A 22,618-nucleotide genomic window follows, 5' to 3' on the forward strand; every position below is an offset into this window, starting at 1 on the left:
CGGCCCAATCAAGCATAAAGCATGGGAAATGCTTCAACCATGACGTTAGTCGTTGCAAAGATGGCTGTGCAAAATAGTGTGGTTCGAAGAGGGTTCCGATAATGTCTTCAATAATCAAGTTTTTCCGAATTACATTCTTTCTCGTCCTATATTTTTTCTTATGCATGGTCGTGGTGACCACAATGCTTCAGGCTTGGCCGATTGGCGGCCAGATGTTGTTTGCATTTGGTGTTCCCGTCATTCTGGTCTGGTGGCAAGAAAAACGGAGATCGCGGAAAGTCGCTGCAAAGGCGCAAGCTGAGGGGAGTTCCGCAAACCTACCCTCCCGACCTGAGCCGGTGCCGCGCCCAAGTGCCTACGACAAGCGTATCGAGCGTGAGCGCGAACGAACCCGCGAAGCCAACGCGTCCAAACAGCCGGCTGCCGTGCAGGCTTACTCCCCACCAAAGCAGGACTACGCTGAAATCGTTCGGGCTGGAAAGTCTGCGGCGCCGGCACTTGCCGCGGCCGCAGAACGAAACCAGCCCTCGCGAGTGGCATCGAGCGCATCGGCCCGATCATCGAAAAGCGAGTGGGTCCCGTCTAATGAAACAGCTAGCGTGGCCGGCCGCGCCATCGGAGGGATGGTCTATGTTGGCACGCCTCCCTTGCTGAACACCTACGGGTATCGTGACAAGTGCCGAGCCTATATCGATCCATCCCTGTCTGTCGCGCGCTCTGGAGCCGACAAAGCTGGTGAAGGTATGCCCTACTGGCCCGGATACTCGGATATCTCACCTCAGTGCCGGGCGACCTACCTCGATTGGTTGGCCAGCGGGCGCAACGACGCCTCCTACAACCCCGGCTACATGTTCCTGTACTTCTACGGGCTGGAGCGTCGCTTCTTCGTCGATCAGTCCAACGAAGATGCCAAGGATATCGTCCAGGAAGTCCGGCGGCTGCAGTCACTTTACCCTGACAACCACTCCGTCAGGCGCTATTTGGGCGAGTTCCTCGACATTGCGATGCTTGCCGAAACCGACCTCGACGCTATCGAGCCGATTTTCGAGAGGCAGAGCTGGGAACTTCCGTTCTCACTCAAATACGCAATCGGAGCTCGGATCGACAAAGGCGAGAACCTGACAGCTGACTGGTTGCTGAGTTGGTTCATCTGCCATCCGGAAACAAACCTGAGAACTCCCGCGACGCGGTGTCGTGACGAGTTCGTCGCTCTTTTCCGTATGCGGTTTGATCGGCGTTTTCCTGATGGGCTCAAAGTTACAAAGCCCCGGAAATCTCTCACGGCATCCTATCGGGCCGCCTCCAGCGAGTTTCAGGGGTCCGCCAACCCAACCGTCGACGGCAAGCCGGTTCCCGATATTTCCGGCCTGCGCAAGCCGGTTGAGATTGCCCAGGAGTTGGCTGACGAGGTGATGACCGACCTCGACAAGCTCAGTCGCTTCCTGGGCCGAAACCCTGATGGCCGCGGAAGCGTTGAAGCTCATGCATTGCTGCCTTCTGAACTGTGGGATGCCTTCCCATCCGAGGAAATGGACCGCTTGAAATCTTGGGCAAGCACTATCGTCGATCGGGGGGGATTGGTGCCGCTTGAGGAGGTGATCGGACGTCTGGAGGGAGAAACGAGCGAGAAAATCGGGAAACGGCAGATGACAGGAGCGGCCGATGCGCTCGCCCGCCTCGGTTTCGGTCTGGCGCCCGACCCTCGGTTTGCGCTCCGGTCGCCCAAGGCGGAGGAGCCTGTTGTCCTGTTCAGCCTGGGCGAACCCATCGAAAGACTGGAGGAAGTTTCCGACAGCTATCGAAGCGCTCTGATTGAATTGGCACTTGGGTCGTTCGTTGCTCATGCGGATGGTCGCATCGCGGATCCTGAACGCAGGGCACTGGAGGATCAGGTTTCTGCCGCGTCCCTCAGCGATCAGGAACGCCGCAGGCTGCGTGCAAACCTTGAATGGTTCCTGGCCGTGCCACCGGACATGGCACTTCTGCGGCGGAAACTGAAGGAGGTGGGCCAAGACAGCCAGGCCGCTATGCGGGCAGCGCTGGTTGGTGCAGCACATGCTGATGGCATTATTCACTCCGACGAAGTTGCAAGCATCGAGAAAATCTACAAGGCTTTGGGTCTAGATCCTGCGCTTGCCTACTCAGACCTGCATGCTGGCGAAGTTGCGGATGGTCCTCGCACTGTTCGTGCCTCGAAACCGGGTCGTCCGGGCGAAGCGATACCCGATCTTGAGAAAGCCAGCGGACCCAAGCTCGACGCTACGCGGATCGCAGCAATCCGTTCGGACACCGAGCGCGTGTCGTCCGTCCTCGGTCAGATTTTCGATGTCGAAGAGGAAGAAAGCGGTGCCTCCACGCCTGACTACCAAAGCCAGGTGGCAGGGCTTGACCCGAAACACGGCGCACTTGTCCTCGAAGTACTTACCCGGGGGCATTGGTCTGAGACCGAGTTCGAGAAGATCTGCGCCTCGCATGGTTTGATGGTATCCGGGGCTTTGGAAGTCGTGAATGAATGGGCTTTTGAGACCTACGATGAAGCGCTGCTCGACGAGTATGATGGATATGACGTGTCTCCGGAGATTGCGGAGGCAGTAAAAGAAAAGATGAGTGCGGAGGGCAGGGATGTCGAAGTTGAAACCACGTGAACGCGATGCAATCGTACAGGCGCTTCGGGCCGGGGTCGTGCCCAAGCTCGGCCTGCGTCACATCCAGGTCGGCCGCGTCCGCGAGATTGAAGAGCTCGTCAAGGACATGGACCGGATATCCGACGGCGGATCGGCGATCCGGTTCATCATTGGAGAATACGGATCGGGAAAGACGTTCTTCATGAATCTGATCCGTCTTGTCGCGCTTGAAAAGGGTCTGGTGGTGATGTTCGCGGACCTGGCGCCCGACCGGCGCATTCACGCGACCGGTGGTCAAGCTCGAGGCCTCTATGCAGAGATGGCCCGAAACCTGTCGACACGGACAAAGCCAGATGGCGGGGCCTTGGCCAGCGTGGTGGAGCGTTTCGTCAGCCAGGCACACCGCGATGCTGAGGAACGCGATGCGCCCACGGGGTCTGTCATTCGTGAACGCCTTGGTCACTTCGAAGAGCTCACCGGGGGTTTTGAATTCGCAGAGGTGATCCGGCGATATTGGGAAGGCCATGAGACCGGCGACGACGAGTTGAAATCCGCTGCCTTGAGATGGCTGCGTGGTGAATTCGCCACACGCACCGACGCGCGCAAGGCGCTTGGTGTGCGAACGATCATCGACGACGCCAGTGTCTATGACCATCTGAAGCTGATGTCGGCATTCGTGTGCGAGGCCGGGTATAAAGGATTGCTGGTCGGCCTCGACGAGATGGTGAACCTCTACAAGCTCACTTCGTCGCAGGCCCGCAATGCAAACTACGAACAGATCCTCCGGATCCTGAACGATGTGCTGCAGGGTAGCGCCGAGAACCTCGGATTCCTTATGGGTGGAACCCCGGAGTTTCTGATGAACACCCGTCGAGGGCTCTATAGCTACGAAGCCCTTCAATCGCGTTTGGCCGAGAACACCTTCGCGCGAGACGGATTGGTCGACCTTTCAGGACCGGTTGTCCGGCTGGCCAGCCTGACCCCTGAAGATCTCTTCGTTCTTCTGGCCAATGTGCGGCGGATCATGCAGGACGATGCCGGTGCTCTGCCGGACGACGCGCTCGAGGCCTTCATGGCGCATTGTTCGGACCGGATCGGTGAAGCTTACTTCCGCACCCCGCGCAATACGGTGACGGCCTTCGTGAACCTGCTTTCCGTACTCGAGCAAAACCCCGGTGTCGAGTGGAGCGATCTGATCGAAAAGATCGAAGTCTCCGAAGACCTCGGCGAAGACATGACCGAGGTAGACGAGTCGACTGGTGCCCAAGACCTTGGTGACGATGATCTGATCAGCTTCAAGCTCTGACGCCGATGAGCAGTGCGTTCGACAAACTGGCGAGGCCTGTGCAGAAATGGATACGTCAGCAAGGATGGCGCGAGCTTCGCGACATCCAGGCGCGATCCATCCGGACGATCTGCGAAACCAATGACGATTTAATCATTGCAGCTACTACGGCGGGCGGAAAGACCGAGGCGGCGTTCCTGCCGTTGATTTCACAGGTGCTTGACGAGCCGTCGGGCGGCACCGGTTTCGACCTGCTCTACATCGGTCCGCTGAAAGCCTTGATCACGGACCAGGCCATGCGGCTGGAGGGCATCTGCCAGGAAGCAGAGATTCCGGTTGTTCCCTGGCACGGGGATGTCTCGCAATCGATCAAGACGCGCGCGTTGAAATCCCCAAAAGGGATCCTGCTGATAACCCCAGAGTCCCTTGAGGCGCTTTTCATTCGTCGCGGTTTGGAAATTGCACGCCTGTTTGGGGCCACGCGGGCAGTCGTGATCGACGAGCTGCACACGGTTTTGGATAGCGAACGCGGTGTCCAGCTCCGTTCACTGCTCACACGGCTAGAGCTCGCGATAAAGCGCCCAATCCGTCGGATAGGTCTGTCAGCTACGCTAGGCGACATGGACCTCGCCAAGGCCTATCTTCGCCCTGACGCCGCAAACGCTGTCCAGCTGATCGAAGCAGATGGCGGCGAGGCTGAATTGAGGCTTCAGCTTCGTGGTTACCTCTCAGGCGATGAAGATGAAAACAGCCCATCCGCAACCGAAGCGATATCAGCCCATCTGTTCAAGCATCTTCGAGGCAGCGAAAACCTGGTCTTCGCCGGAGCGCGCCAACGGGTCGAGATTTACGCAGATCGGTTGCGGGAGCTTTGCGAACGGGAGCACCTGCCGCAGGAATTCTATCCCCACCACGCGAGCCTTTCCCGAGAACACCGTGACTTCGTTGAGCGGCGCTTGAAGGACCCTGCGAAACCGACGACCGCCGTTTGCACGTCGACGCTCGAGCTTGGAATCGACATCGGTGACGTGACCTGCGTGGCTCAAATCGGTGCGCCATTCAGCGTCGCGGCGTTGCGACAACGGCTTGGCCGATCAGGCCGCCGTGAAGGACAGCCGGCCATTCTGAGGCAGTACGCTATCGAAGCCAAGTTGACGCCGGAGAGCAGTTTCGTGGATCGCCTTCGGCTCGGCCTGATCAGGTCCATCGCGATGATAGACCTCCTGCTTGAAGGCTGGTGCGAACCGCCAAAACCTCAGGCGCTTCATCTCTCGACACTCGTCCATCAGATACTGTCAGTCATAGCGCAGCGCGGCGGTGCGTCTGCAAGCGTGGTCTACAACGTGCTCTGCCGCGAAGGCCCCTTTCGGAAGGTCACAACCGAAGTCTTCGCAGATGTGTTGCGTGCAATCGGCCACCCAGTAACCGGCTTGATCGAACAGGCCGGCAGCGGGCTGCTACTTTTGGGACCCGCGGGCGAAAAGCTGGTTGAGCATTACAGCTTCTATGCGGTGTTCCAGACGCCTGAGGAGTTCCGGTTGGTCGCAGAGGGGCGGGATCTTGGAACCCTGCCGATCGACAATGTTCTTGCTCCTGGGATGCTGCTGATTTTTTCTGGGCGGCGTTGGATAGTTCAAGAAATCCATGATCGGGAAAAGGTCATCGTCGTGAAACCCGCTAAGGCTGGTGTGCCTCCAGTCTTCGGCGGCGATGCGGGGGACATTCATGACAAGGTGATCGACCGAATGTTCGCCGTGCTCGAGGGGGAATCCAGCCCAGCTTACATGGACACAGTCTCTTTGATGATGCTCGAGGAAGCGCGTGCTCACTATGAACAGCTGGGGTTTAGGGCCAATAACATGCACAGCATCGGCGAGCATACATCAGTCATTGCGACGCGGGTCGGTACGGTGAAGACATCAACCCTCGCGCTCGCACTCAGAAGTCAAGGGTTTTCGGTCGAACAGCATGACGGGTTTCTGATTGTAGAGGCCGGGGACGAAACGCCCGATCTTCGATCGGCGCTGGAAGATATTCGATCTGGCGCACCCGTCGATTTGTTCGCAGGCGCAGGCAATCTGATATCAGATAAGTTCCATCAATTTCTTACTATCGAACTTTTGGTTCGGGACGCTGAATCCTCAAAGCTTTCGACACAAGCACTTCCCGATTTGGTCAAAGCTATTCTTCAAAAAGGAACTTGAATATGTCCACGACGTGCCGGTCCACGCTTATTGTCTATGGACAACACGCAATGCGGGAGGCCCGCCTTGTGGCAGCCCGCAGCGGTCAACATGGCCTCCAGATCATGTCGTTCGAACAAGCCGCGGTGCGGCTCGCGGGCGGTTTCGCCCGCGCAATCGACGAAGAAAGCCTGCGCGCGGCGATCCAGACGGTCCTCCCTGAAACACCGATGGGCGAATTGGAAGATATCAAGATGCTGCCGGGCATGATCGGTGCGGCCGCCGACACACTGCACAAGGCGTGGCGGGCCGGTATCGATCTCGCTTCCCGTTTAGGTGATCATCCAAGGCTTGAAGCCATCGCTCGCCTGGAGGCCGCTGTCCTTGCCGAACTTCCGGGCGGAATGATGCGGCCGGTCGATATTGTCGCCGCAGCCATCAGCCGGATCACCTATGCGCCCGCCATATTCGGCTCGATGGAAATCGCCGGACTGACCGAACTGTCTCCCTGCTGGCGGCCTCTACTGAAGGCGCTCGCCGAGCACACCCCCATGCAATGGACGTCAGGTCCCCGCCCTGTCCCGGCCTGGCTCAAGGAAAGCGGCGTTCCTGTCGCTCGAGGCGATGCTGAGGCGCCGGCCATTCGATCCGTCAGTGCCGCGACCGCTTACCATGAGGCAGTCGAGACACTGCGTTGGGTCCGGTCGCTGCTCGCGTCGGGCGTACCGCCCGCCGACATTGCCATCGCCACCGCGTCGCCGGCCGACTACGACGATCATTTTCTCGCGTTGCGCGCCGATGCCAATATCGATCTGCATTTCGTTCATGGCGTCCCGGCCGTCACCACACGTGACGGACAAGCGGCAGCGGCACTCGCCGACATCATCGTGCGCGGCCTTTCGCAGTCGCGCTTGCGCCGTCTCGCCGCCCTGTGCGGCGATTCTGCACCTATGGCTTCCCTTCCCGATGACTGGATGCGCGTCCTTCCAAGCGATGCACCCTTGTCAACACCGTCCGCCTGGAACCAACTGCTGGCGCGCCTCGCGCCAGACGACTGGCCCGACGGCATGGATCACGCCCCGGTGCTGCGTGCTGCGGTCGATCTGCTGGCAAAGGGACCGGACGCGGCACAGGAAATCGGCGAAGCCTTCCTCAAGGGCCGGGCATTGTCCATCTGGCGCAAAGCCCTTCTGGCAGGGCCCGCCGGCGCGATCGACAGCACGCTGGAAACACTGAAACAGGATGACGGGCTCGAGGCCTCCGTCTCCGTGGCCTGGATGCCGGCCAGCGCGCTCGCCGCGTCGCCGCGACGCTTCGCTCGGCTGATCGGTCTCAATTCCTCCCGCTGGCCACGCGGGATCGCCGAAGATCGGCTGATCCCGGACCACATTATTCCAACGGGCGAGCTCGACCCGCTTCCCGTCAATCTGGCAGATCGCCGTGACTTTGATACGATCCTCGCCACTACGGGCAACGACGTCGTCCTCTCCCGCGCCCGACGCGACAGCGACGGCAGATTGCTGGGTCGCAGCCCCGTCCTCGCCACCTATGACGAGGATGCCTATCTGCGGCGCAACGCCGTTCCCGCCCATGCCTTCAGTGAAACCGACCGGCTGATGGCGCGGCCGCAGGAATTCGCTGCCGATCCCCAGGCATTGAGTGCGCGTTCCTGCTGGCGCGATTGGCGCATGGCCGATGTGACAGCTCATGATGGCCTGGTCAGGTCCGATCATCCTTTGGTTCTCGCGATCCTCGGGCGGACTCAGTCGGCTAGCTCGCTCAAAACACTGCTGCGCAGCCCCCTCAATTTCCTCTGGCGCTATGCTCTCGGTTGGAAATCCCCGCAAAGCAGTGCCGAGCCGCTCGTGCTTGACGCCCTGCAAACCGGCGACCTCATCCATCTGGTGCTCGACCGCGCCCTGCGAAACCTCGAAGCGACGGGCGGCCTGGCGTCGGCCGACGTGGCTGCCATTCAGGCTGCGGTGGACCAAGCCGCTGGTGCGGTGGCGGCCGAGTGGGAAAGCGAGCGGCCCGTTCCACCCGCTGTTATCTGGGGCCGCACGCTCGGGGATGCGCGCGCTCTTGCCGGACAGGCGCTTGCCTATGGCAATGATCATTTGCCGGGCAGCCGATCCTTTGGCGAGGTCCCGTTCGGCGGGTCCGAGCCCAAGTCGGAGGCGGCATTGCCCTGGGACGCCAGTGTGCCGGTGATCATCCCCGACACCGGATTTCACATTGCCGGCTATATCGACCGGCTCGACATCGCTGATGACGGCAGCCGGGCACTCGTGCGCGACTACAAGACCGGCAAGCCGCCCAAAGGCGACATCCGTGTAAACGGCGGCCGCGAGCTTCAGCGTTGCCTTTATGCCTTCGCCGTCAAGGCGCTCCTGGGCGACCACATCGCGATCAGCGCCTCGCTGCTCTATCCGCGTGAACCGCTCGATCTCCAGCTCGACGAGCCGGACATCGTCCTGGCGGAGATCAAGGCATATCTGCGGGCGGCGAGAACCGCATTGGCCAGCGGCGCGGCACTGCCCGGGCCGGATACCGGAGGCGACTACGACGATCTCGCTTTTGCCCTGCCGGCAAACGCAGGCGCCACCTACTGCAAACGCAAACAAGCCGCCTCGACCGAGCGGCTCAGTGAGGTCGCGCCGATCTGGGAGGCGGAATGATGAGCAGCGTGAAAGTTCTGAATGATGATGGCGCCCGGCATGACGCGATCAGCCGTCATGACCGATCCATTCTGGTTGAGGCCGGCGCGGGATCGGGCAAGACCGCCGTGATGGCCGGCAGGATCGCTGTCATGCTGGCGCAGGGTGTCGCGCCAAGTTCCATCGCGGCAGTCACGTTTACCGAACTGGCGGCCAGCGAGCTCCTCCTGCGGGTTCGGGATTTCGTCGAAGATCTCGCCGCCGGCCATATCGCACCGGAGCTCCGCGCCGGCTTGCCGGAGGGACTGTCTGCGGCACAGCGCGAGAATCTGATGTCGGCCAGCACGGCGATCGACGAAATCACCTGCTCGACCATCCACGGCTTCTGCCAGCGATTGATCAAGCCCTACCCGGCGGAAGCGGATATCGATCCGGGCGCAGCGGTCATCGACCGCAACCAGGCCGATCTCAACTTCCTCGAAATCGTCGAAGGCTGGCTGCGCGAGCGATTGTCTGGCGATCAGGGCGGCGTCCTCGCCGAGATGGTGCTGCATAACCCGGGAGAGACCGTCGCTCTGATGCACAAGATCGCCGAAGCCCTCCGGCGGTCGAGGAAACTGGTCGCACCGCAGGCGATGCCCTTTGCAGGTCACCTGCAAGCCTTCCAGCAGGCGGCCGACGAACTTTCGGCCTTTGTGCAAGGCGCCGGCGTTGATGAGCCGGAAACGGAGGTCTTCGCCGTGCGCTTTTCTGAAATGGCGGCCGCCCTTCCATCGGTTACAGATGGTTCCACGCCCGCCGGGCTCGTCGGGTTGCTGGTTGCACGCCCGCATCCCGACCTTACGACCGGGACGGGCAGCTTTTACGCCTACCGCAAGAAGGGCAAATGGGCGGCAGCGGCAAAGCAGGCAGGGCTGTCCAAGGCAGACGGCGACAGGCTGAACGATACGGCCAGCGGTTTGTACGAAGCGTGCTGTGCCGCATGGGCCGCACTACTCCAGGTGGTTTCCGGCCAGGTCCTCACGACATTGATCGACGAAGCAGGCACAATCCTTGCGCGCTATCGTGAGCACAAGCGCGCCAGCGCCCAGCTCGATTTTGACGATCTCATCTACGCCGCGCGCGACCTGTTGCGCGACCATGAAACTGTGCGACAGGCGCTCGGCCAGAGGTATTCAAAGGTCTTGGTCGACGAGTTTCAGGACACCGACCCGCTTCAGGCCGAAATCTTCTGGCGTCTATGCGGTGATCCCGGTGATGATCCGCAGGACTGGACGCGTTTCCGGATTCGGCCGGGCGCACTCTTCTTGGTTGGCGACCCCAAGCAGGCAATCTATCGCTTCCGCGGCGCGGATGTCGGCGCTTACGTCCAGGCTCGCACGGCCTTCTCGACACACGACGCGGACGGCCTCGTCTCGATCTCGACCAATTTCCGTTCCTGTGCCTCGATCCTCACCTTCGTCAACGAACGGTTCGAGACTGTCCTGTCGGCTGATGGCCAGCCCGGCTTCACAGCGCTTGATCCCTTCCACGACGATCCGGAAGACGGCGTCTGCGTCTCGGCGATCGATATCGCGGTCGCTGACGAGAACGGCAAGGCCAGTGCCGAGCAACGACGCGACGCCGAAGCCGAAGCGGTGGCTGAACTTTGCGCACGCTTGATCGGCAGCCATCCGGTCCAGGATCGCAAAGCCGGTGCACAACGCCCCTGCCAGCCGGGCGACATCGCCTTGCTCGCCCCGACCGGCGCGGAACTCTGGCGCTATGAAGAAGCCCTTGAGCTCCGGGGCATCCCGGTCGCAACCCAGGCCGGCAAAGGTCTGTTTCGCCGGCAGGAAGTGCAGGACCTTATCGCGATCACGCGAGTTCTCGCCGATCGTCGTGATACGCTGGCGCTCGGCGCATTGCTGCGCGGCCCGCTTGTCGGGCTCAGCGAAGAGGAGCTTCTGGACATCGTCTGGGCGCTTCCGCGTTCGGAAGAAGAACCCGTCCGGATCCCACGGCTCGACCTCGGCGTCGACCTCGCGGCAATAGTGCATCCGCTGGCGCGCGATGTGATCGAGCGGCTGCAAGGGCTCCAGAAACGCGCCAAAAGCACGACACCACACGATCTTCTTTCGCAGGCCGTCGACGTCCTTCGGGTACGCCCGGTTCTTCTGGAGCGGCATCGCGGTCAGGCAGAACGAGCACTTGCCAATGTCGATCTCTATCTCAGCCTCGCCGTCAGCTATGCGGTACGGGGTCTGCGGGCCTTTTCCGAGGCAATGACGGCGGCATGGGCGGATGAGGCCCGCGCGGTGGAAGGCCGGCCCGATGCGCAGGAAGAAGCCGTCGCCCTCTACACGATGCATGCCGCGAAAGGTCTTGAATGGCCGGTCGTCATCCCCATCAACACTATGACAGGGGTAATGGCGCCCGACAGCGCTGTGACCGATCGCCAGACTGATACCTTCTACTGCCCGGTTCTGGGTGTCCCTCCGTCCGGCTATGACGCGGCGCGGCAGGCAGAGAAGGATGAACTGGACTGCGAGCGGGTCCGGCTCTGGTATGTCGCAGCAACCCGCGCCCGGGAACTCTTGGTCTTGCCGCGGCTCGACGTAACGCCTTCGAAATCAGCCTGGATCGGCCTGGTGGACCTGTCCCTGACAGATCTCCCTCACCTTGACGTGTCGCATCTGCCGCTCGACACGATCGCGGCGACAGCCGCTACAGAAAACGGTCAGACACGGGAGAGTTTCGCCACTGAGGCTGGTGCGATTGTCGAAAGGCAGATGCATCTGACCTGGCTTGCGCCGAGCCGCGACGAGACGACAACAGGTTCAGTGCTTCAGGAAGAAGAACCGGACATCTGGGCCGGTTCGGCTGATGCTCAGGTGCCGGACGCCGACGCGCTCGCCTCCATCCGGGGCGGACGCGAACGTGGCTTGATCCTTCACAAGCTCATGGAAGAAGTCCTGACAGGGGAATGCAACGAGGCCGACGAGGCGCTCACCGCGCGTGCTGGAGACCTCATTTCTGCGCTCGGCAAGGAGCCTTCCTCCGATCCGGCGGACGGGCTTTCGCCTGAGGAACTGGCCGGTTGCGTGACGCGAACGCTGGCCTTGTCGGAGGTGGCGGCATTGCGTCCCTCATTGCTCGCTGAGTTTCCGGTCTATGCCTTTCAGCAAGAGGAGGCCGAACTGGTTGCGACGGCGGGCATCGCGGACGCGATTTCGGTTAATCCGGAAGGTCGGCCAGCCGTCGTGATCGACTGGAAGAGCGACGTGAATCCCGCCCAGGAGACGCTTGATCACTATCGGGCTCAGGTGCGTGCCTATCTCGATATGACCGGAGCCGAACGGGGCCTGATCGTTCTGATGACGAACGGGACGGTGATCACCGTCCCGCCTTCTCCCCAGACGATTGCGGCATAGCCGAGGACGCGACCATGGCCTCCCGCAAGCGCACCGAGCCCGTCCAAGATGATCTCTTCAATCCCGAAGTCGAACTGCTGCTGCCTGCTCGGCTTGCGATAGAGGGCAAGGCCCTGGGAAGCCCTATACGCCAATTGGCGGCTCCGCCGCAGCGCGTACGGTGCCGTCTGCGTCCCTTTTCAATCCGCCGTGTGACTGGTCATGAAACCACGCTGCCGTCTGGCGAGATACTGAAGATCATCAACGCGAAGACCGCTACGTCGCTGGAGGCGGAGCTCATTCTTCTGGTCCCCGGCGCGAGTGAGCCGGCGCAGATCGTAGAAGCACTCGACGCCGGCGAAGGCCGGTGGATGGCCCCGTTGCCCATCCGCATCGACACGTTGAGTCGCCAAGCGCGGGTCGAACGGCTGGCCGCGGTTTCGGCATCTTGGTCGGGCGCCTTTCATCTCCGCGAGGGACGAGCAGCCGAAAACGAGCGGCCAGCCCAGCTCGGTCTGCGACGTCCTCAAATCGGCGCACTGCACGCGGCTTTGGCCCATGCGACGCGATCGATCGATCCGGCCACCATCGTCATGCCGACGGGCACCGGCAAGACGGAAACCATGCTCGCGCTCAACGTCCACCAGCGCTTCGAGAGGCTACTGGTCGTAGTGCCGACGGACGCCCTTCGAGAGCAGATCGCGGGCAAGTTCGAGACCTTCGGCGTGCTGAGGCAACAGCAATGCCTGGAAGACAAGGCAGCATTTCCAGTGGTGATGCGCCTTTCGCACATTCCGACGAGGCTAGCCGACGTGGATGAGATCTTCGACAGTGCCAATGTCATCGTCACAACGATGCAGATCGCCGGTCGCGCCGAAGCGGCGGTCCAGGAGCGGATGGCGGCACGCGCCTCGGCGCTGTTTATCGACGAGGCTCATCACATCGGCGCCCCGACATGGGCGCGCTTTCGGGGCCTATTCGCGGACCGTGAGCCACCGCTCCCGATCGTCCAGTTCACCGCCACACCATTCCGTGAGGACGGCCGGCGCGTCGACGGCGAGTTCATCTACACCTATCCGCTCAAGAAGGCGCAGGCCGAAGGCTATTTCAAGCCGATTCGCTTCGAGGCGGTCTTCGGGCTCGATCAGGCAGACGCCGATCTCGCGATCGCGGGAAAGCTCGGCGAAGTCCTCCAGGGTGATCTGGACGTCAGCCTCAACCATCTCGCCATGGCGCGTTGCCAAACTATCGACCGCGCCAGAGCCCTCCACCAGCTTTACAGCGAGATGTACCCAGAACTTCGTCCGGTCATCGTCCATAGCCAGCAGTCGATCCGTGAACGCCGTGCAAACCTTGCCGCTCTGCGGCGCTTCGAGAGCCGGATCATTGTCTGCGTGGACATGCTCGGCGAAGGTTTCGATCTGCCGGAACTGAAGATCGCCGCCCTGCACGACCCGCACAAGAGCATCGCCGTTACCATCCAGTTTGTCGGCCGCTTCACCCGCCAGGATCCACGCCTCGGCGACGCCACGGTCATCGCCAACACCGGCATTGACGACATTGATCGTTCGCTGGCCAAGCTCTATGCGGAGGATGCCGACTGGAATGCGCTGGTCGAGGCACTCAGCACCGCGAAGATCGACCGGCAAGTCCGCCGTGCCGAGATGTTCAAGGGCTTTGTCGGCGACTTGAGCGACATTCCCCTGCAGACGCTCGAACCGAAGATGAACGCCGTCGTCTATCGCACCAACTGCGACGGTTGGGAGCCTTTGCGGGCCGAGGACTTATATAGTCCCGGCGTATATCTCGGCATGAAGGTCAACCCACACCAGCGTGTCGCCATCTTCGTCACCCGCTCCGAAGAGCAGGCCGGCTGGACCACGGCCCAGCACGCGACCAATGTCACCTGGGACCTGCACATGATGCATTGGGATCCCGATAGTCAGCTCCTATATATCAGCAGCTCGATCAAGGGACCGTATGACCGATTGGCCAAGGCGGTCTGCGGTGAGGCAGCGCGCCGGGTCGAGGGCGAGGAGGTCTTCCGCAGCCTGCATGGGTTCAATCGCCTGATCCTGCGCAATCTTGGCCTGACGCACCATCAGGGACGCGGTGTCCGCTATTCCATGTATATGGGTGTCGATGTCGCCGACGGACTCGACACTGCGAAGTCCCAGTCGCGCATCAAGAACAACGTGTTCGCAACCGGTTTCCTCGACGGTGTTCCCGCCTCTCGTGGCTGTTCGGCCAAAGGCAAGTTCTGGTCGATTTCGCGGGTTCGCGATCTGACTGATTGGGTCGATTGGTGCGCGGATATCGGCAAAGCCGTCAAAGATCCAGGGATCACCACCGATGGCGTCTTCAAGAGTGCGATGCGACCTCGCCAGATCAGCGAACGCCCGCAGGTGCCTCCGGTCGCGATCCACTGGCCGGAATCGCTGTTGACGCAAATCGAGGACCGGATCGAAATCAGTTTCGGCGACAAACCCGTAGCCTTCGCTGAATGCGACATCGAGCTTCTGGATCATGAACGCACGGGTCCATTGCGCTTCACGGTGCGCAGCGATAACCACATCGCCGAATTCGAAATCGTTTTTGCTGAAGGGGGTGCCAGCTATCCGCAGCGCTATGGGCCGAAAACAACCGTCAAGGTCAGCGGCAAGACGAAGTCGCTCTCGGAATCCTTCGGCGAGGATTCCCCACAGATCGACTTTGGGGATGGTTCACTGCTGATCTACAGTCACCTTTATGCTCTGCCTGAAGGCGTCTTGGTGGAACCGTATTCCGCTGATCGGATCGAGGTTTGGGATTGGTCGGAGACCAATATACGTGCCGAGGCGCAGGGTCCTGAAAAGCGGACTGACTCAGTGCAACGGCGCGTAATCGAGACATTGCTCGCAGAAGGCGACGCCTTTGACATCATCTTCGACGATGATGGGGCTGGAGAGATCGCGGACGTCGTCACCCTTCGAGTGACTGAAGGTCTCGTCCAAGTGACGCTTCACCATTGCAAATACTCCAGTTCCGACACGCCCGGCGCGCGAGTGAAGGATCTCTATGAAGTTTGCGGGCAAGCGCAGAAATCCGCACGCTGGCGTGATCGGCCCAACAGAATGCTCATACATATGTTGAAGCGGGAGAAGATACGGCTGGAGAAGGGCCAGACTTCCCGCTTCGAACAGGGAACAGCCGCATTCCTCAAAAAGCTGAAAGCGAATTGGCAGGACTATCGCTACGAATTCGATGTGCGCATCGTTCAGCCTGGCCTGTCGCGATCGGCTGTCACAGAGGAGGGACTGCATCTACTGGCCAGCGTGGAGACTTATCTCCTTGAAACGCGCGCCATGCGGCTGAAGGTTATCGCAAGCAGCTAGAAAGCCAACCTCCAGATAATGGCCCAACCCAATTGCAGTGGAGCGAACGAAATGTTCGGCGTCTTTCTCGTTGAGAGTTGTCCTAGCTTTCCATCTTTTGGTGCGGAGAGGCTCCGGATACTTTGTGTGCAACAGTCGTCCGGATTTGATGATCTTGGCCCCTCCTGCCCTTTGGTCAGGACCGCGCCCTACTCGGTCGGCTGCACGCAGCCGCCCTCCCCGAGCTGAAACGCCGCCTCTCCCTGCGACGTGCCGCTGGCCGTGCCGTCTCCTCCGGAGCCAGCTCGACCAGCCGTCGCATGGTCGTGGCAACGCTTCATCTCGGCCATTCGGTTACGGTCGCTGGGGCGGGCGCGTGACATCAGTGATCTCGTACGTCGCGTCTCGGCCGCTGTTGTTCCGTGCTTTGCCGGACATGCTGTGCCGCCCTGTCATCATGGGTCGCAAACGATTTCCGGCGACCGCCGGATTGCATTGGCCGCAGCTGGCAGAAGGTCGGTGATGGTCGTGATGCGCGGATCGCAGGCTATCGGGCTGCCGTAGAGGGTCCGTTCGAAATTCGAGTGATCCGGACACGTTGTCGAAGCTTCGACGGTCTCCATGCTGTTCGTCCAGAAAACACATCGCGTTGCCACGGAAACCAGCCGTCGCGGCACGTGAGGCAGGGTCAGCAAAGCTCCGACTGGTCGGGATGCGGCTCGGAGCGAGAGGACAGAAATATCGCCACCACAGGCATTTCTCTCCCTCGGCTGTTCACCCAGTTTCCTTCGCGGCCCCGCACTTCTCCCTTTGTCTGAGTTGCATGACATGCTGGTCGCAGCTGTCGTCCCGTCCACAAAGGTTGTCGCCGATCTTTTTCCCCTGCCCCTGCGGGCCATTCCGCGCGGAGCAAAAAGATCGGCGCCTGCCCCTCTCCGCTGTGCTTCGCCTTCGGTGTGGCCGGGCCTTGGCCAGCTGCAAGGTGACCATCATTGCAACGCAAACAAGGAGAAGAGCAATGACCACGAACTGCATCAAATTCACCAGCGCCGACATCGAAACCGCCAAGGGCGTCGGCTCCATCTCGACCCTGACCTTCGACCTCGACATCACGGTCGAGCCCGTCGCAAGCACGAACCCGATGGCCCCCACGCACCGCGTCCTCGGCCGCTCCCCGCGCGGCAAGCTGGTCGAGTGCGGCGGCATCTGGAAGAAGCAAAACAAGGAGACCGGCGCCGACTACTACACGCTGACCATCCGCGACCACGGCTTCAACGCCAACCTCGGCAAGGCCGCGAACCAGGACGATCTGTCCCTGCAGGCCGTCATCCCCTGGGGTCCGAAAGACGCAGCCTGAGCCAGGGGCCAGACCGCCTCGGCGGTCTGGCACTTTCTCGTTCCGGGGGAACTTGTCCCGGGCGGGCGCAAGATTGGTGTCCGAAAGACGCCGCATATTTCGGACGCGGACGCCGAGGCGGATAGTCAGATTGGATAGGTCGCTGACGCGGCTCCGATCCTTTTGTTCAGCTACAACGTGCATCGCGCGAACCCAAGTCGGAACCGAATGTCCGCAGGGAGAGCTGGCAGCCCGCTGAGAGAGGCCAAGCGCACCCCTTCTCTCAGTTGAGCAACCCGCGCCACGGTCGTCTAGGCGAAGCGCCAAGGGGCGGCAAACTCACCCTTTGCCGCAGGCAACGAAATCGCAAATCATCGTCGTGCATCCCGGGGGGCAGCGTCTCACTTCAGGGCCACCGCCGCGCGCCTTTCCGTCGACCTGTTGGCCTTTCAGATCGCTAGCCCGGGGTCGAGCGGTCGGCAACGCCGGGGACAGGTTTCTGGACGGCTGCGCCTTGAGCGCTGCGAGGCACCGCTCACAACAAACCTGCCCTCGGCGTGCTCCATTTCATTCCGCCCCGTGCCGGGTGCAGCCCGCTCTCATGCCCCCGGTCTTTTCCACGATCCGTCCAACGACGATCAACGGAAAGGATCACACCATGACACTCGAACAATCCATCGACCTCGCCGAACTGCAAGCCGACATTGCCTTCGATGCCTACCTCGCCGCCTTTGATGAAGACGCCCATCCCGAGTTACTCGACAGCCTCGAGACCGAGGCTCTGATCGCCCGCAGCCGCTACGACGACCTACGCAATCAGGGACTGGGTCACTGACCCAGACACCCCTGCGGGTCTTCGGATCCACAGGGCTCTGACGCCGTCTCTAAGAAGCTTCGCGACGCCCTCAGAGGGTGCGACCCGCGCCATCCAGCGCGGGCCATTTTCGTGTTTCTGGCGCCCGATCCGTGACCGGCTCGAGCGTTCGGTTTGTCTGTCGTCGCGTGCGTCTTGAACACAAGTTTCGGAAGCTTTTTCGACCTGGTTGTCCTGCATCGATGAGGGCGGGACCCGTTCCAGGTCGCGCCGCGACGCGGGGTCTTGACGGCGTCCAATGCCCGCAAAAAGACACAACATGCAAAACGTAATATTGCGCAATGTGATGTATTGAAGTATAAGCGAAGGAGAGAAGGAAGACGTTGGCAGGATATGGCCAATGTTTGCACATTTTGTCCGAGGGGGTCTGACCCGTGCCGAGGCCAGCGAAAAACCTGAAGCTTGAAGAGCGCATCGAAGTCGCGCGGCGCTTCGCGGCGGGCGAGAGTGCCAAGGATCTGGCGGCGGCGTTCGGCATCTCTCCGCGCCACGTGAACCGGCTCGCGAAAGAGGAGGCGGGCGAGGGGCTCGCGGTGCGCGATCCGAGCGAGACGGTGGCCTTCCGGGCCAGTCGATCCGAGCTCGATGCCTTCGACGCGGACTGGCGCGAACGGGGCTTTGCCAACCGATCCCAGGCGCTGAATGCGGTGCTGCGCGGACGGTGCGGATTTCTCGATGTGCCCCGTGACCTGATTGCGGAGTTCTGCGCCGCATGGCGTCAAGCGAAGGATGTGAGCGACGCCGGATTGGTGCTTGCCAAGGTGGTCCATCGCGGTCGGCTGGAGGTCTCGGACGCCGACCGCGCGATGCTGATCGAGTTGCTTGATCTGGCGCAGTCGATGAGCCGTGAGATGGGTCGGATGAAGGATGCGGCGCAGGTGCTGCGTCATCAGGAGTGGCCGCTAAAGGAAGAAGGGCAGGGGACGGAGAGCGCGGTTCTGGAGGATGGCCCGCGCGCGATCGAACGCGGATTGAGGCTCGTCAGAAATGGCTGATCCCCTCGCCCTCTACACCTCGGTCATGGGGCGGCTCTGGGAGGATGAGCGCATCCGAGGTCAGGCCGCGGCGCGGATCGACGCCCGGCTGGCGGGACGACGCCAGGGACGGAGTTTCGCGCGCGTCGGATCCATGTCGGCGCGCAACGCGCTGAAGGCAGCGTCGGGTCAGAGCCGGGCGGCGGTCTTCAAACGGATCCGAGCCGGAGGCTGCAAGACGCGTGCTTCGCTCGGGGCGCAGATTTCCTACATCAACGACAAGGCGGTCTATACCTACTCGACGATGACCAATGCGCTGACCGATGCGGCGGTGCTTTCCGACGAGCAGAAAGAGGACATCATCGAGGACTGGGCCGGGACCTGGCGCGGCTCGACAAAGCTCGGGTTCACCTCACACATGCTTTTGTCCTTCCCGACCGACGTATCCATCGACCAGGTGCGCGACATCGCGATGGACTGGACGGAGCATTTCTTTGAGAGCGGCGAATATGGCGATCAGTGGGACTATGTTCTCGCGGTCCATGACGACCGGGCGCACAAGCACGCCCATATCATCCTGAACAACCGCGGCGTCGAGAAGGGCACCTGGTTCTCCTGCTGGGCGGAGGGCGTGATGTCGCCGCAGCTCATGCGCGAGAAGCAGGCTGAGATCGCGGAGCGCTATGGTGTCATGCTCGACGCCACCACCCGGCTCGAGCGTGGCATCTTCGAGAAGCCCGCCGGCATCGAGGAGATCTACCGCGCGAAGGAAGAGGCAAGGCTGCCGCGCGAGATCGTCATGACGGCCCAGGAATCCGCCATCGCGCAGGCGCAGGTGGTGGGCTTCGCCAAGGACTACAAGAACCTCGCCGACCTGCTGGACCGGATGGACCAGCGCCACATGGCACGTGCGGTCCGCGGCATGGCGGACGGGCTTGGCTCCGGCACGCCGTGGAACTTCACCGAAGGAGAGATAGACATGAAGGACATCAAGACCGTCGGTGACGCGATCGACTATTCCGAGCGCACGATCGAGGCGTTGAGGCTCAAGGCCGAGGAACTGGACCCGGCCGAGCGGGCCGCTTTTGAAGCCAAGGCCGCGCCGATCATCGCGGACCTCTCGCAGATGGTGCCGGACCCGGACCTGCGCGCGCGCTTTGGCAAGCAGCTCGAAGAACCCTATCCGCCGGGGGCGGGCAGCGAGGTGCTGATCGCCGCGCTGCGGTCCGGCAATGACGACGGGCTGCGCGAGGTACTCGAGCGCGCCGAGGAGGTGGGCATGGACAGCGAGGAATTGTTGGCCCGGATCGCGGCGGGTGGCACGCGCAACTACGGCATGGCGCAGGACTGGGTTGAGCGGGACATGAACGCGGTGCTCGCGAAGGATGGCCTCAGCGTGGAGACCGCGAGTGACGACCAGCTCGACGTCGCGCTGGAAAAGGTCGACGGCGTAATGGATGCGCTGATGGAGCGGGCGAAGGAGATGGGCGTCGAGATCGGCCGAACCCTCGCGGACGAGGAGGAGGCGACGTTGCCCCTCATCGACGAGGATGACCGGACGCCCAATCCCTACCTGCAGGACCTCGCCGACATGCTGCGGGACGGCAAGCTCACCGAGGAACAGGAAGAGACCGTCGAGCGGACCCTGCAATCCGAACTCTTCAAGGAGTTGGGAGAAGAAGGCTTGGCCGAGCTACGCCGTGGCAACTACGAGGTGCTGGATGCGGCCCTGCCGAGCAAGCTTGACCAGATCACCGTCACGCAGGAATTCCTCGAAATGACGTTTGAGGAAACGGGCGACCAGGTCTTCACCGACCGTGCCGCCGGGTTGCAGCAGGACAAGGCGACCGAAGTGGCGCGGCTGCGCGGCCAGCAGGAGGCCCAGGAGCTGGGACGTAATCTCGGTCGGGACCGCGGTCTCGATGACGATATGGAATTCTAAGGGGGAGATGACCACCATGACCAAGACACTCCCCCTCTGGGCCGCGCTCCTCTTTGGTGTGATCTGCGGCGCCGTCATCGGCACCATCGTTGCCGCCTTCTACCTGACCCTGGCCCTGAAAACCGGGTTTCAGAGCTTCGACATGTTGGCGCTCTGGAAGGCGAGCGCCGGCACCCGCGCGGCACATCCCGAAGCCTTCAAGGTTGGCTTCGGCGCCGTCGGCTTTGGCGCAATTGGTCTCGGCGTCTTGGCGCTGGCCTGGACCTGGAAGAAGGAGCGCGACGACTACGGCTCGGCTCACTGGCAGACCAAGGCGGAGCTGAAGAAGAACGACATGCTCCAGGCCCCCGGCAAGGGCTTTGTCTGCGGCAAGCTTGGCGCGCCGACCTCGAAGGCGGAGTTCATTTCCTCGACGATAATCCCGCATGTGATGATGGTGGCGCCGACCCGTGCCGGTAAGGGTGTGGGTTTCGTGATCCCGAACCTTCTGAGCTTCGCGGGTTCGGTCGTAGTGCTCGACGTGAAGGGCGAGAACTTTGAGAAGACCGCGCGGCTCAGGGCGCTGAACGGTGACGAGGTCTATCGCTTCAGCCCGTTTGATTGGGCCAATGCCACGCATCGCTACAACCCGCTCGCGCGGATCGCAAAGGCCCCGAGCTTCGCACAGCGCTTCACCGAGGTCTCGATCCTCGCCGACCTCTTCCTCGACAAGGACAACAAGACGCTCGACACCTTCTCCGAGGCTGGCAAGTCGATCTTTGTCGCGGCCTGCCTGCTGGCGATCCAGCGTGGCACGCCGAACCTCGGCGAGGTAAACAAGATCGTCGCCGGGGGCGAATACAAGAACGCCCAGTACAAGACCTATGCAGACGAGGCCGAGGAAGACATCCTGCGCGAGCTCTGGACCAATGCGGCCTCGGCCTCGTCGCGGCTGCTAACCTCGAACATCCAGGCGCTGATGACCGCCGGTCTCAAGCAATGGGACAACCCGGCGGTCCGCTCCGCGACCGAGGCGAGTGACTTCGATTTCTCGACCTTTCGGAAGACCCCGCAGTCGCTCTACATCGCGGTGTCCGAGGATCACATCGCGACCCTGGCGCCGCTCCTGCGCCTGATGTTCGCCGATCTCATCGCGTCGATCCGCCTGAACGAGCCGGGCCCGGATGAGCCCTGGCCGGTCATGATGATGATCGACGAATTCCAGCAGATGGGGGCGATGCCCTATCTCGAGCGCGCGATCCATTCGCTGGCGAGCTACGGCGGCCGGGTTGCGATGATTGCGCAGTCACTGGCTTCGCTTGACAGGATCTACGGGCCCGAGGGCCGCGAAAGCCTCGAGAACGGGGCCGGGCTTAAGCTCTACATCACCCCGCGTGACCAGCGCACTGTAAAGGAGGTTTCGGCCGCCGTCGGCAGTACCACCCGCGAGGCCGTGACCCGGATGTATGGTCGCAACAAGGGGTTCCTTGGCGCGACCTCGACCTCGGCGCGGCTGGAAGAGCGGCCGCTGCTTTCCGAGACCGAAGCGCGCCTGATGGATCCCGACGAGGTCATCATCCTCGCCTCGCCCCAGCATCCGATCAAGGCGAGCCGGATCAAGTATTACGACGATCCCTTCTTCAAAGAGATGTTGGCCCGGCAGGAGGGCAAGCCCTTCCCCTATCCGCCGAATGTGCAGGGCGTGGGGCCATGGGGCAGCGACGGTGAAGACGAGGCCGGCGCAGACGAGCAGGCGAAACCAGCCGAACGCGCGCCTGTCCGGGATCGCTCGCAGCGTCGCGAAGCGCGCGCTATGAGCGTGAGGACGATGGAGGCTGGGCGCGGGCAGCCTGAGCCCGGGACGCTCGATCGGGAAGCCGCCGTGCCGAAGGAATGGGAGGCGGCACTCGACCGGCAGGAGGATTTCATCGAGGAATTGTTGGGTGGGTGAGCGCGACAATCTTGTAGGCAGCTTTGCCCTTGGGACTGATTGGAGACAAGCGCGCTTGAGATGCATCT

The 22,618-nt window shown here is 61.9% G+C and carries 11 protein-coding genes; all 11 read left to right on the top strand.

Annotation, left to right across the window (positions count from 1 at the left end; genetic code table 11):
• The first annotated feature begins 101 nt into the window (after positions 1-101).
• Complete coding sequence (locus tag B5M07_RS18190) at positions 102-2,645, top strand: TerB N-terminal domain-containing protein (protein WP_081285331.1); 2,544 nt, start codon at positions 102-104, stop codon at positions 2,643-2,645.
• Positions 2,623-3,930, top strand: a complete 1,308-nt coding sequence (locus B5M07_RS18195) for an ATP-binding protein (protein WP_065331076.1) — start codon at positions 2,623-2,625, stop codon at positions 3,928-3,930. Before B5M07_RS18190 ends, B5M07_RS18195 begins: the two co-directional genes overlap by 23 nt.
• 5 nt (positions 3,931-3,935) lie before the next feature.
• On the top strand, positions 3,936-6,113 hold the full coding sequence (locus tag B5M07_RS18200) for a DEAD/DEAH box helicase (RefSeq protein ID WP_065331075.1): 2,178 nt from the start codon (positions 3,936-3,938) through the stop codon (positions 6,111-6,113).
• 2 nt (positions 6,114-6,115) lie between these two features.
• The gene (locus B5M07_RS18205; RefSeq protein WP_065331074.1) at positions 6,116-8,770 is read left to right on the top strand and encodes a PD-(D/E)XK nuclease family protein; all 2,655 of its coding nucleotides are present in this window, start codon (positions 6,116-6,118) and stop codon (positions 8,768-8,770) included.
• Positions 8,767-12,162, top strand: coding sequence for a UvrD-helicase domain-containing protein (locus B5M07_RS18210; protein WP_065331073.1), 3,396 nt, complete (start codon positions 8,767-8,769; stop codon positions 12,160-12,162). Before B5M07_RS18205 ends, B5M07_RS18210 begins: the two co-directional genes overlap by 4 nt.
• A 14-nt stretch (positions 12,163-12,176) precedes the next feature.
• Positions 12,177-15,515: a DEAD/DEAH box helicase gene (locus B5M07_RS18215; RefSeq protein ID WP_120352554.1), complete on the top strand. Its 3,339-nt coding sequence runs from the start codon at positions 12,177-12,179 to the stop codon at positions 15,513-15,515.
• 997 nt (positions 15,516-16,512) lie between these two features.
• Positions 16,513-16,851, top strand: coding sequence for a DUF736 domain-containing protein (locus B5M07_RS18225; protein WP_017470241.1), 339 nt, complete (start codon positions 16,513-16,515; stop codon positions 16,849-16,851).
• Between the two features lie 637 nt (positions 16,852-17,488).
• Positions 17,489-17,665 carry a hypothetical protein gene (locus B5M07_RS19530; protein WP_162931915.1) on the top strand — a complete coding sequence of 59 codons (177 nt, stop codon included), beginning with the start codon at positions 17,489-17,491 and terminating at the stop codon, positions 17,663-17,665.
• Positions 17,666-18,078: 413 nt separating this feature from the next.
• The gene (locus tag B5M07_RS18230) at positions 18,079-18,699 is read left to right on the top strand and encodes a helix-turn-helix domain-containing protein (protein ID WP_065331070.1); all 621 of its coding nucleotides are present in this window, start codon (positions 18,079-18,081) and stop codon (positions 18,697-18,699) included.
• A complete protein-coding gene (locus B5M07_RS18235) occupies positions 18,692-20,620 on the top strand; it encodes a relaxase/mobilization nuclease domain-containing protein (protein ID WP_065331069.1) in 1,929 nt (642 codons plus the stop codon). The genes B5M07_RS18230 and B5M07_RS18235 overlap by 8 nt, the downstream gene beginning before the upstream one ends.
• Positions 20,621-20,636: 16 nt before the next feature.
• Positions 20,637-22,550 (top strand): type IV secretory system conjugative DNA transfer family protein, encoded by a 1,914-nt coding sequence (locus B5M07_RS18240; RefSeq protein WP_120352558.1) that lies wholly within the window; start codon positions 20,637-20,639, stop codon positions 22,548-22,550.
• Positions 22,551-22,618 lie beyond the last annotated feature (68 nt).

The sequence above is a fragment of the Sulfitobacter sp. D7 genome (assembly GCF_003611275.1).
Classification (GTDB): Bacteria; Pseudomonadota; Alphaproteobacteria; order Rhodobacterales; family Rhodobacteraceae; genus Sulfitobacter; species Sulfitobacter profundi.